The sequence below is a fragment of the Aquimarina addita genome (genome assembly GCF_039539305.1).
In the GTDB taxonomy this organism is placed as follows: domain Bacteria; phylum Bacteroidota; class Bacteroidia; order Flavobacteriales; family Flavobacteriaceae; genus Aquimarina; species Aquimarina addita.
Genome location: NZ_BAABCW010000002.1, coordinates 355,372 through 368,408 on the forward strand (window position 1 = coordinate 355,372; position 13,037 = coordinate 368,408).

The 13,037-nt window shown below is 34.6% G+C and carries 7 protein-coding genes; 2 read left to right on the forward strand and 5 right to left on the reverse strand.

From position 1 onward, the window contains the following. Window positions 1–301: 301 nt before the first annotated feature. Window positions 302–5,824 carry an alpha-2-macroglobulin family protein gene (locus ABD816_RS04270; RefSeq protein ID WP_344925046.1) on the forward strand — a complete coding sequence of 1,841 codons (5,523 nt, stop codon included), beginning with the start codon at window positions 302–304 and terminating at the stop codon, window positions 5,822–5,824. Window positions 5,825–5,958: 134 nt separating this feature from the next. Further along, a complete protein-coding gene (pbpC, locus tag ABD816_RS04275) occupies window positions 5,959–8,349 on the forward strand; it encodes a penicillin-binding protein 1C (RefSeq protein WP_344925048.1) in 2,391 nt (796 codons plus the stop codon). Here pbpC and ABD816_RS04280 read toward each other — a convergent pair. From ABD816_RS04280 to ABD816_RS04300, 5 genes are all read right to left on the reverse strand, one after another. Beyond that, window positions 8,346–8,669, reverse strand: a complete 324-nt coding sequence (locus ABD816_RS04280; RefSeq protein ID WP_344925049.1) for a hypothetical protein — start codon at window positions 8,667–8,669, stop codon at window positions 8,346–8,348. The genes pbpC and ABD816_RS04280 overlap by 4 nt on opposite strands. Before the next feature lie 600 nt (window positions 8,670–9,269). Next, window positions 9,270–10,172, reverse strand: a complete 903-nt coding sequence (locus ABD816_RS04285) for a transporter (RefSeq protein ID WP_344925052.1) — start codon at window positions 10,170–10,172, stop codon at window positions 9,270–9,272. A gap of 131 nt (window positions 10,173–10,303) precedes the next feature. Continuing rightward, window positions 10,304–10,771: a CYTH domain-containing protein gene (locus tag ABD816_RS04290; RefSeq protein ID WP_344925054.1), complete on the reverse strand. Its 468-nt coding sequence runs from the start codon at window positions 10,769–10,771 to the stop codon at window positions 10,304–10,306. 74 nt (window positions 10,772–10,845) lie between these two features. Continuing rightward, window positions 10,846–11,508, reverse strand: a complete 663-nt coding sequence (locus ABD816_RS04295; protein WP_344925055.1) for a Rossmann-fold NAD(P)-binding domain-containing protein — start codon at window positions 11,506–11,508, stop codon at window positions 10,846–10,848. A 413-nt stretch (window positions 11,509–11,921) separates the two neighbouring features. Further along, complete coding sequence (locus ABD816_RS04300) at window positions 11,922–12,977, reverse strand: T9SS type A sorting domain-containing protein (RefSeq protein ID WP_344925056.1); 1,056 nt, start codon at window positions 12,975–12,977, stop codon at window positions 11,922–11,924. Window positions 12,978–13,037 lie beyond the last annotated feature (60 nt).

Sequence of the window (13,037 nt, forward strand, 5' to 3'; positions counted from 1 at the left end):
CTATCTATTCTATAGGAGAAGGCAAAGTTGTTTTCTGCATTTATTACAAAATGGAAGAAAGCGGTTACGAAGGTATAGGTCTATTTGATCAGTAGGTAAGAGTTATAAGTGATAATAGTATTTTAAGAAAGATCTACAAAAGAGAAAGCAAAACATAAATAAACAATTATTGATCACTTTTTAGTCAATCCTCTGCGAATATATATATTGCTTTTATATAAGATAGTACATTCATTATTTTTGACAAGTTACTACCTGTAAAAAATGTAGTACATTTATAATGTAACCAAAAAAAAGTAACATGCGATTAACACGTCTTCTGTATGCTATAATCTGCATACTATTTATTTTTTCTTGTAACAAGAAAGATCCTGCTGCTATAGCGGCTGCAAATGCCTTAGAAATGCAGAAATATCAGGACTATATTTCGGATGTCTCAGCAGGAATGATTTCTGTATATGATAATGTATATGTAGTGCTGCAAACTCCGGTAGGAGGTTGGAGTGACAATCAGGAATTAGCTCCGGATGTGTTTTCTGTTTCTCCTAGTATTAAAGGAAAAGTAATAGCCGTTAATAATCAAACAATCTCTTTTCAGCCGGAAGATGCTTTTGATCAGGATACCGAATATAAATTTACCCTAAATCTAAAAGGATTAGTAGATGAGCTACCAGATGAACTGGATCATACATTTACATTTAGTGTACAAACACTTAAGCAACAGTTTTCTGTAATTACAGAAAACATGCAAGCATATAGCAAGGACTGGCAATATGTAGATGGAACCTTAACCACTAGTGATCAATTGGATTATGAGGTAGCGAAACAATTAATAACAGCGACACAAAAGGGGAAAAATGTATCAATAAAGTTTGGGCAATCCATTGCCAGAAGTCGTCAGTTTATTTTTAGAATTGATAGCATACAACGATTTGAAGAAGATTCTGAGGTAGAAATTGAATGGTCGGGAGATGATTTTGATATCGATTCTGAAGGAGAATATATGTTACAAATACCAGGCAAAAATAATTTTGCAATTATTGGTTTATCCGTAGCAAACTCAGGTAGTCAGTATTTAGAAATTAACTTTTCTGATCCAATAGAGAAAAACCAAAATTTTGATGGATTAGTGACTATAAAAGGAGTAGAAAACTTGAAATATTCTATAGATGGAAACGTTCTTAAAGTGTATCCTCCAAACGAACTTACTGGCTCTCAGGATATAACTGTTTTTCAGGGAATCAGAAGTATAGATAATTTTAGACTTAAAAACACATATACTAATAGTATTTCTTTTCAGCAGCCTAAACCAGAGGTTCGATTACTTAAGAGTGGTGTTATTTTACCAACTTCAAAAAATTTGAAATTCAATTTTGAAGCTATTAACTTAAGAGCTGTTGAAATTAGAGTATTAAAGATATATGAAAATAATGTTCTTCAATTTTTACAAAATAACGAGTTAGAAGGATCCAATAGTCTTAGAAATGTAGCTAGACCAATTGCTAAAAAAGTAATGGACCTTACAGAAAACGGATCTTTAAATCTTAGTAAGTGGAATGCATTTGCTATTGATCTTACTACATTGATTTCTCCGGATCCGGGTGCTATTTATAGAGTAGAGATAAGTTATAATAAAGCATTTTCGTTGTACAAATGCGAGGGGCAAACGGATGATTCCCCAATCCGGGAAATAGAAGAAAATTTTGATGGTGAAGAAGAGATAGAAAGTAGTTCCTGGGATAGTTATGGTGAAGATGAAAGTTATTACTATGATTGGGAGCAAAGTGATAATCCATGTACAAACTCCTATTTTTATAATAAAAAAGTAGCAGCAAATATTTTAGCTTCTAACTTGGGGATTGTAGTCAAAAAAGGATTGAATAATTCATATGCAATAGCAGTTAGTGATATTATAACCACAAATTCAGTAGCAAACGCGACCGTTATTTTTTATAATTTCCAACAACAGGAGGTAGGTAGAGCCACCACAGATGCTCGAGGAATGACTATGTTTGATGCAGACGCTTCTGTGTATTTTGCTATCGTAAAATCTGGAAAACAGCAAACCTATATCAAGTTAAATGATGGCAACGTATTATCCGTAAGTAAGTTTGACGTATCGGGAGTAAAACTACAGAAAGGAATCAAAGGATACCTTTATGGCGAAAGAGGTGTTTGGAGACCAGGCGACACCTTGTTTTTATCCTTTATGTTGAATGATAATGCGAATAAATTACCGTCTAACCATCCTGTAAAATTTGAGTTACGAGATCCGTACGGTAGAGTAACGTATCAGAAAATAAAGAGGAAGGGAGTTAATAATTTCTACAATTTTACAGTAAGTACCACAGATGATGCGCCTACAGGAAATTATCAGGCGAGTGTACATGTAGGTGGAGTGAGTTTTCATAAAGAAATTAAAATAGAAACAATTAAACCAAACCGACTCAAAATCAAAACTACCTTTGGTGATGAGGTGTTAAACGCTAATAAGAACATACAGGGAGAAATGGAGGTATTGTGGCTGCACGGTGCTGTTGCCAGAAACTTAAAAGCCGATGTCAATGTTCGTTTTAATCCAAAACGTACCAGTTTTAAAACCTTTTCTGATTACGTATTTGATGATCCATCGAGAAAATTTGGTGTAGACGAGCAGCAAGTATATGATGGCACCATTTCATCAGAAGGAAAAGCAACATTTAATTTTAAACCTAGCCTTGATAATCAAGCAGCAGGAATGCTGCGCGCCTCTTTTATTACAAAAGTATATGAAAACGGAGGGGATTTTAGCACCGATGTGATTTCTAAAGATTTTTCTCCATACGAAACCTATATTGGGTTAAAAGTGCCTAAAGGAGATAAAGCACGCGGTATGTTGTTAACAGATGTAGCGCATACTTTTGAAGTAGCATCTTTAGACGAGAAAGGGAAACCAAAATCTGTCAAAGATTTAGAAGTTACAATTTATAAGGTAAATTGGAGATGGTGGTGGGACACCTCAGAAGATAATTTATCTTCCTATAATGGAGACTCTTATCGTGATCAGGTATTCTCCACAAAAGTAACGACTAATAGTAAGGGACAAGCTACTTTTAAATTTGAGCTTGCATATCCTGATTGGGGTCGCTATCTCATCAGGGTTGTAGATCCTAAAGGAGGACACGCTACAGGAAAAGCTGTTTATATTGATTGGCCGGGATGGGCTGGCAGAGCACAAGAAGGTGATTCTTCTGCCGCTACCATGCTACTGTTTTCTACAGATAAAAGAAATTATACTGTTGGAGAAAAAGCGGCAGTAACGTTTCCGTCCAGTGAAGCTGGTAGAGCATTGATAACGGTAGAGAATGGTACAGAAGTATTACATTCGCAATGGGTGGTAGCAGAAAAAGGAGAAACAAGATTTGAACTGCCAATAGAAGAAACCTATACACCAAACGTCTATATCCATGTAACCTTATTACAACCTCATGGGTCTACAGCTAATGATTTGCCAATTCGATTGTATGGTGTGGTTCCTATCTCCGTAGAAAACCCTGCGACAAGGGTGCTGCCAAAAATTGATATGCCTGATGTATTACGACCAGAAGAAACCATGACGCTCAAAGTTAGCGAAACAGCTGGTAAACCAATGACATATTCAGTCGCAATAGTAGATGATGGATTGCTGGATCTCACTCGTTTTAAAACACCAAATCCTTGGAATACTTTTTATGCCAGAGAAGCACTAGGAGTGAGAACCTGGGATATGTATGATGATGTGATTGGTGCCTATGGCGGAAGTATAAATCAGGTATTTAGTATTGGAGGAGATGACGAAGCCGGAGCAAGTAAGTCTAAAAAAGCGAATCGTTTTAAACCAATGGTTGTGTATTTGGGACCTTTTGAATTAAAAAAGGGAGAAACAAAAGCACATCAGATAAAAATGCCTAAATATATTGGTTCTGTACGTACAATGGTTGTAGCGTCTGATATAGATAATGAAGCCTATGGTAGTGCTGCTAAAACAACACCTGTTCGTAAACCATTGATGGTATTGACATCCATCCCGCGTAAAATTACTCCTGGTGAAAAAGTAACCATCCCAGTGACAGTTTTTGCTATGGAGGAAAAGGTTAAGAATGTAAATGTAACAATAAAACCACAAGCAGGATTTACAGTAATTGGAGAAGCTACTAAAAAAGTGGTATTTCCTTCACCTGATGAAAAAATGGTGTATTTTGATATTGAAATATTACCTGGAACTACGATTACAATCATAGAAGTAGTTGCAAGTGGTCATGGAGAAAAAGCATCTTATGAGGTGCCAATTGATATTACCAATCCTAACCCAATGACAACCGCTGTAACTTCTGTTATTTTAGAACCTAATAGTGAAAAAGAAATAGATTTTGCTGCTTTTGGTATTAATGGAAGCAATACCTCTACAATAGAATTATCATCGTTACCAGCTATGAATTTTGAAAGTAGACTACAGAGTTTGATTCAATATCCTCATGGATGTGTAGAACAAACTACTTCTGCTGCATTCCCTCAGTTATACTTAGGTACTGTCTTCAATCTTTCATCTGCAGAAAAGCAAAAGATTCAACAACACGTAGAAGCTGCGATTACCAGATTGAAACGTTTTATACGCCCTAGCGGTGGTCTTTCTTATTGGCCAGGCAATAGTGACACTAATGATTGGGGAACCAGTTATGCTGGTCATTTTTTATTAGAGGCAGCTAAAATGGGCTATACCTTACCGATTGGTTTCAAAAGTAATTGGGTTACATATCAACAACAGCAGTCCAAGCAATGGAGAAGTGGAGGAGATGATCTGGCGCAGGCATATCGTTTATATACACTGGCATTAGCAGATAGTCCTGACTTGTCGTCTATGAACCGATTAAGAGAAACATCAGGGATCTCTAATGATGCAAAGTTGAGGTTGGCGGCTACTTATGGACTGATTGGACAGAAAAACGCGGCAAAACAAGTATTGAATAGTGCTACTATTGATTTTCAACCCAAAAATAATAATCTCTACACCTATGGCTCTATAAATCGTAACAGAGCAATGGCTTTAGAAACATTAGTACTATTAGAGGATAAATTTAAAGCACAAAAAGTAGCTGTAGTACTTGCTGGTCAGTTGTCATCAAAAGAGTGGATGAGTACTCAAACGACCTCTTATGCGTTACAATCTATGGCTAAATATGCCGCATATGTAGGTGGAAAAGGAGTAGCAGTTACCTACATACTCAATGGGAAAACAGCCAAAATAACATCAGATAAAACATTAGCAACTTCTGGTGCATTAGTCATCAATAAAGAGAATAAGCTGATGCTTAAGAATACTAAAGATAATACCATCTTTGTGCAATTGGCTACTAGTGGAATTTTACCGGTTGGCGAGGAGAAAGTGTTCCAAAGTAATTTTAGAGCAATTGTAGATTATAAAAATAAAACAGGAAAAATAATAGATGTTTCCAAATTAACTCAAGGAACAGATTTTGTAGCAGAAGTAACGATCACTAATACTACCAGTAATTCTTTAAAGGATATTGCCCTGACAGAGATTTTCCCATCAGGGTGGGAAATAGTAAACACCAGATTTACTGATTTTGGAGATTTTAAAGCTAATAATGTCACTTACTCGGATATTCGTGATGATCGGGTGAATTTTTATTTTGATTTAAAGCCAAAAGAAAGTAAAACAGTAACTATCTTACTCAACTCTTCTTACTTAGGAAGATATTATTTGCCAGGAGTACAATGTGAAGCCATGTATGATAATGAGTACGCAGTGCGAACCAAAGGGAAATGGGTAGAGATCGTTAAGTAGCAGAAAGCTGTTTTAAGGAATAAGTTTTAATTGATTCTTCCCTGGCGGATTTTATCTATCAGGGAAGAAAAAATAAATCTTTTGTCACTTTTTAATTCATATTAGCACTACAGAACTCTAGAAGTCTCTCATTTATGAGTGTAATAGCAAATAACATTTTTATAAAAAACAGATTCTTAAGTAGGATCATCAATTGGATCAAAAAGTATCCTAAACTTCTTGTTATTATAGGGTTATTGTTAACTTGGTATTATTTTTCATTACCAAAACCGCTTTTCAATGATCCTACTGCGACGGTGGTAGAAACAAGAAGAGGAGAATTATTAGGTGCTAAAATTGCAGTGGATGGGCAATGGAGATTTCCGGCAACTGATAGTGTTCCAGAAAAATTTAAACAGAGTATTATTGCTTTTGAGGATCAACAATTTTATTGGCATCCCGGATTTAATCCCGTAGCAATTGCTCAAGCAATACGAAAAAATATCAGTGCTGGTAAAACGGTTCAGGGAGGGAGCACGATTACACAACAGGTAATACGATTATCTCGAAAGGGAAAGAAACGTACCTATTGGGAAAAGTTAAAAGAACTGCTATTAGCAACACGATTGGAGCTAGGAACTTCTAAAGATGATATCCTAAAACTATATGCTTCTCATGCACCTTTTGGAGGAAATGTAGTAGGTATTGATATGGCAGCATGGAGATATTATGGAGTCCCAGCATATCAATTATCCTGGGCAGAAAGTGCAACCCTTGCTGTGCTGCCTAATGCACCTTCTCTGATTTATCCGGGTAAAAATCAAACACGATTGTTAGAAAAACGGAATAGATTGCTTAAAACACTTCTGGAAGAACAGACAATAGATTCATTAACTTATGAGCTGTCTATTAGTGAACGATTGCCTCAGAAGCCTTATCAATTGCCACAAACTTCTCCTCATATGGTAGATAGGTTGGCTAATAAATATAATGGTCAACGTTTACAATCTACTATTGATCTTATATTACAGAAACAGGTAAATCAGATTGTAAAAAAACACTACACAATCTTAAAACAGAATGAAGTTCATAATATGGCGGTATTGGTTTTAGATATCAAAACCAGAGAAGTAGTAAGTTATGTAGGCAATACTCCAACAGATGTATCACATCAAAAGGATGTAGATATTGTACAGGCGGCAAGAAGCACAGGAAGTACACTAAAACCATTATTGTATGCTAGCATGATGGACAAAGGAGAATTGTTGCCTGCGCAGTTGGTGTCTGATATACCTACTACAATTGCAGGATATAAACCTAAAAACTTTGATGAACAATATAGCGGTGTAGTCCCTGCAAATCAGGCATTAGCAAGATCTCTCAATATACCAGCAGTACGATTATTACAGCAATATGGTCTGGCACGTTTTCGTGATGAATTAAATGCATTTAAAATTAAGGATTTAAAATATAGTTCAGAGCATTATGGATTATCATTGATTTTGGGAGGAGCAGAAAGTAATCTGTGGGATTTATGTAAAACGTATGCTGGTTTGACAGGGATTCTTAATCATTATGAAAAAGATCCAGGGCACTATTATACAAACGAGTTTGCAGAGCCCATTATGTTAACTAATAAAAAGGTGAATTTCGGAAAAAAAACGACCCAGAAACCAATATATAGTGCTGGAAGTGTTTGGCTTACTTTTGAAGCTCTGAAAACTGTCAATCGTCCTGAGGGTCAGGAGTCCTGGGAGTATTACGATTCTTCAAGAGAAATTGCATGGAAAACGGGTACTAGTTTTGGAAATCGTGATGCCTGGGCAATAGGTACTAGTAAAGATTATGTAGTTGGGGTGTGGATAGGAAATGCAGATGGAGAAGGGAGACCAAAACTGACAGGTCTCAATGCTGCAGCACCTGTTTTATTTGATGTATTTAATTTGGTCCCTAATTCTAATTGGTTTCCTACACCTATTAGTGATCTCATAGGAGTAGATGTTTGTGAAGATAGTGGGTATCTGGCCAGCTCAATTTGTAATTCTAAAAAGGAGTATGTCACAGTACTTGCGGATTATTCAAAACCATGCCCATTTCATAGATTGGTACATCTGGATGCAGAAAAGAAATATCAAGTTAACTCCTCATGCGAGTCCGTAGCTGATATTATCAATCAACCTTGGTTTGTTTTACCACCATTACAGTCTTATTATTATAAAAACAAAGATGCGACTTATAAATCACTACCACCATTTCGCTCTGATTGTTCCAATGCAGCTCAGAGCAGTATGGGCTTTATTTTTCCTAAAACTAACGGAAGGGTTCATTTGCCTAAAGGATTTAATGGAGAAACCAATGAAGTTATTCTAAAAATTGCACATACACATCCTGAAACTTCTGTGTTTTGGTACATTGATGATACGTTTATTGGCACTACAAAAAAGTTTCACGAAATGCCTATTAAACCCATTTCCGGGACTCATATAATCACTGTATTAGATGAAAAAGGGAATGAGCTAAAGCGTACTATTACTATTTTAGATTAAACTAATCCAGCTATAGAAGCTACTAGTCCCACTATAAAAAGGAGTATAAATACACTAAATGCAATTGCATAGATAACCAATATTTGGGCAATTGTTGAAGATTTTGTGCTAAAATAGGTGTGTAAAAATGGAATTGCTAGCACCGCTCCAAAAAATAGAACTAATGTAAATGGTAATGCATTTAAAAAAGAAGATGGTTGGTTATTTCGTTTTACAATAGCTGCTCTTGCTATATAATGACATATTGTAGGGTAAGCAATGAGTAGACCACCAAAGGCTATAAACTCATTTAATGGATAAAATATATCTTGATAAATCATAGGGACATTTTTCATATAGGAAAAACAAACACTGTACAACAGGTAGATAACGAATAGTGCTATGGCTATACGAAACCATCGAAGGGATAAACCTAAATCTTTTTTTGATACAGAGGTAACAGTACTCCAAGACCAACATAATAATAAAATAAAAAATACAGCTAAACATAGTAAACCCATACCCAAAACTATATCGAGAATTGCTTGTTGTGTCAAATGATCTTCTGAAAACCTTTGAATTCCAAGGGTCGCTATAGTGTAAATTAAAAATAGAAGGAGAGGTGCTAAAATTAAGTAAATTGTTAATTTTTTTGGAGAAAGGTTGAGAATGTAATTTGAACTTTGTTGCATAAGTCAAATGTGCTTAATTTATTATAGAATACTACAATATTACTTTAATTTATTTAGTAAAATTCTTTATCGTATATAATTTCCATATAGGGTTTGATGTAATAAGTTGTTTATTAGAATAATAGTTAGGTGTCACTTTACGTATTTTTAGAAAAACCCATAAAAAGTACAGCATAAAAAAGACCCGTTAAGCGCAAGGATTAACAGGTCTGTAATTAATTTAAATAAAAATTACTTAGTAGGATATGGCTAGTTGCTGTTATATACCAATCCAATTCCAATACCTGATTCCTTACTGTAATTTCTTCCGTCTATGGTAAATCCATAGGTAAGAGAAACACCAAAATTATTTTTATAAACAGGGGCGTATAATGTAAAAGAGAGGTTAGTAAAGTCTACATCTGTTTCTGGTAATATAGTTGCAGCACCGGCTTCTGTAAATTCGGGAGTTCCTATATCTAGTCCAGATGCAGAGTTCTGGACATCAACAGCCGTATGAAAATAGAAATTTTTATGTAGGTATCCAATTTTTGCACTGTACAAAACTGCATTAGGAATATCAAAATCACTACTATTTCTTATGCTATATCCTGCTTGTAATTCTGTAAAAATTTTAAAACTGGTGGTGTAATGAAAAATGGCAGTTCCGTTATAAGTTGTAGCTTGATTACCAAGAGATAGCACACCAGCACCTTCATAATCGCCTATTGGTAATGTGATTCCCAGTGCACCACCCAGGGTTACCCCAGAAGTGTTTTCATAATTTTTTTCCAGAATTCTTGCTTTTATAAAAAGCCCCAAATCCTGAAGACCATCTACTTGATCTACCTGCTGTACCGGATCCAGTACTCCATCGTCACTTTTGACACTAATATACGGCAAGGTAACGGTAGCTGATAATCCATCTAGTATTGCATATTTAGCATACAAAGAAACGATGGAAGATGAAATCTCACCAAGACCTGCTGGATTCCCTTCTGATAACGTAGACCCCATATAAAATTGATCATAATTTTTGTAGTGATAACCAGTAGCCACGGTTAAGGTATTTTTCTTAGCATAGAATCCATCTACGGGAACCTGCCCAAAGATTGTGAGGAGTGGACATAAAAGTAATGCCGTTAAGAGTGAAGATTTTTTTGTGTGTAACATATCTTTTTTTTTAAAGTAAGTGCTGTTAGACGACACTTTTTTGAGGCACTTACACTGCAGATATGTTATCTTTTTGTTAATACATTTAATGTGTTGTTAAATTAGACTAAAACACTATAAATACTGTGTTTTTACCATAATGTATAGGGATTTTTGCTAATAAATGAGTTGTAATAACGAGGGTCGCCCGTGACCTCTTTTCCTATCCAATCAGGTTTTAAAAAAGATTCATTTTCATCATTCAGTTCTATCTCAGCCAATAATAACCCTTCATTATTTCCAAAGAATTCATCAACTTCGATAATATGAGTCCCAGAAGTAATTTCATAACGAATTTTTTCGATTACTTCTTTTTCGCAGAGTTTGATGAGTTCTTTGGCTTCAGAAAAATCGATTTCTTTCTCCCATTCAAAACGAGAGATACCGGTCTCATTACTCTTTCCTTTAATGGTTAAAAAACCCTTCTTGTCTGTTATACGAACTCTTACTGTGCGATTGGGATCAGCATTAAGGTATCCCTGAATAATATGAGTGCTGTTTTCAGCAACTTGTTTAAAAGCTTCTGATGTTAATAAGAATTTACGTTCTATTTCGATCATGAGTTTTTATTTGTTTTACTATTAATTTTAGGTATAAAGAATATCCTGTTTTTATTTTAAATCAGTTGATTACATTAACTATTCCTCGCAATTTCTTTTATTTCATCAGATATAACTTTTTCATTATAGTATTTGTTATTTGCTATCCAAATCATTGCATACACTATGGTATCAGGATGTATAGAACGATACTTTTTAAGAGAAGCTACTAATAATGGATTCACAATTTTCATGAATTGTTTAAAGAGATATTCACCCATTCTTTTTTCTGAGCGCGTTCCACCAATTAAAGAAGGTTGTAAAAAATGTGTTTTGTCAATCGCTAAGGATAGTATGGTATCCTCCATTTCACCTTTTATTTTATTATAAGATATATTGCTCTTTGCATTGGCGCCTAAAGCAGAAATGATTACAATAGTTTTAATGTTATTTTGTAAACAAAGATGTGCTGCTGCAACGGGAATTCCATAATCTATTTCTCTATATAATTTCTTATCGGGTGTTTTAGAGGCAGTAGTGCCGATACAGCAAAATACTTCGTCTCCGGTAAAACAAGCTGAATACTTTTCTAATTTTAGCAAGTCGATAAGATATTCTTCGATTTTTGGGTGAGAATTAGCAACACTATTTCTAGAAAAAAGTTTGATTTTACTATAGCGATCATCATTTAGTAATCGCTGTAAAAGAATTTCTCCTGTTAATCCTGTTGCTCCAAGTATAATTGCGATTTTAGACATTATTACATCGTTTTTGTAAAGGTATAAAAGTAGGATATTAACTGCATTTGATGTAACTTGTTCACTAAAAAAAAAGTAACAATACCAGTTGTTTTTTGAATTAATCGGAAAAGAAGAGTTAGATTTTTTATCTCAGCGAATAATAAAAAATCAGTTATAGCAGCACTACGGTTTATTTTTATTCTGAAGCTGAGGTGGAAAAAAGATTATTTTATTCCAGTAAATTCAATTGACAAATGATATAAAGTAAGAATACAAATATCCCGACATATCTAATGTAAAAACATATTTAGAGTGTCGGGATTGGTTTAATTTATTTGAAAAACGATTTTAATTCTAATGCTGCCTTAACACGAATTGATAAATACCCATAGTTTTATACACTTTAATTCATTGATTGACAGTATTTAATTTTATTTTGTAATCATCATTTTTGATTGGAGTTGAATCTTTTCTCCTTTAAATACTACCAGATACATACCTGCAACAAATGATTCGGCCGTAAAATTAATAATAGACTGACCCTCGGTATTAGTGCTGGCCACTTTTTTTCCGGTCACTGTATAAATGTTTAGTACACCTTTTTGTGCCTCATGAAGATCAATGGTGAATTGTTCTGATGCAGGATTAGGGTACATAGCTATCGAAGCTACGCTAAAATCTTCTACAGAAAGACTATTACACTCACCAATTAACTCATTGGTGTCTTCCCATCTGTTGCAAGAAAACACTACTCCTTCATCTAAGAAATGAGTTCCAAATTCATGATTTCTGCCAAAAAAATTGTTGATTAAAGATACATTAGTAGGAATTCCAAAACCGGTATTTTTATCTCTTACATGTACGCTAAAACCTCCTCCATTGATCCAGTTCTCTTCTAATAAAATATTATCAATTGGAGCGATATTGGTTAACATAATAATACACTGGCTATTTTTATAGGTAGGATTATCATGAGGCATATCAAAATTATTTCTTCTTATAATTCCATTACTACCACCAACCATTTGTAAACCATCTGCATGAGACGTTTCTATGTAGCCTAGGTCATGAATATAACAATCTTCAATTATGAAATTGTTGAATGGTTTTAATGCATCAGCCCCACTATCCCATATATTACAGCGTCTAGCTATAAAATTATCACCTATTATACCGGCACTTTGCATACCTCTGATTTCACAATCCTCTATCAATAGAGATTCAAAATCGTAGGTTGCACGTATACCATAGGTACCATCTGTAATAATCAAACAGTTTTTTATAGTAACATTATTAGCTCTAACATTGATGCTACCGTTAATAATAAAATTTTCAAGAACCGTTCCCTCAGTTGTAATATTTGTCTCGCCAGTGTACTCTGTTAAATTACCTTTTGGCCCTGTATTTTCTGCTGTTGGTTTTTCTTGAGCATTTGTACTAAAGATGGTTAGGAGCACCAATAGCACACATAAACTATTGTTTTTCATAATGATTAGATTTATAGAATGTCGATAAAAGTAGATAATGTTCTGCTTCTTTTTTTCACG

Excerpts from the sequence above, each read along its gene's own strand:
- ABD816_RS04270 (WP_344925046.1), top strand. The coding sequence starts at position 302 with ATGCGATTAACACGTCTTCTGTATGCTATAATCTGCATACTATTTATT.
- pbpC (WP_344925048.1), top strand. The coding sequence starts at position 5,959 with ATGAGTGTAATAGCAAATAACATTTTTATAAAAAACAGATTCTTAAGT.
- ABD816_RS04280 (WP_344925049.1), bottom strand. The coding sequence starts at position 8,669 with ATGATTTATCAAGATATATTTTATCCATTAAATGAGTTTATAGCCTTT.
- ABD816_RS04285 (WP_344925052.1), bottom strand. The coding sequence starts at position 10,172 with ATGTTACACACAAAAAAATCTTCACTCTTAACGGCATTACTTTTATGT.
- ABD816_RS04290 (WP_344925054.1), bottom strand. The coding sequence starts at position 10,771 with ATGATCGAAATAGAACGTAAATTCTTATTAACATCAGAAGCTTTTAAA.
- ABD816_RS04295 (WP_344925055.1), bottom strand. The coding sequence starts at position 11,508 with ATGTCTAAAATCGCAATTATACTTGGAGCAACAGGATTAACAGGAGAA.
- ABD816_RS04300 (WP_344925056.1), bottom strand. The coding sequence starts at position 12,977 with ATGAAAAACAATAGTTTATGTGTGCTATTGGTGCTCCTAACCATCTTT.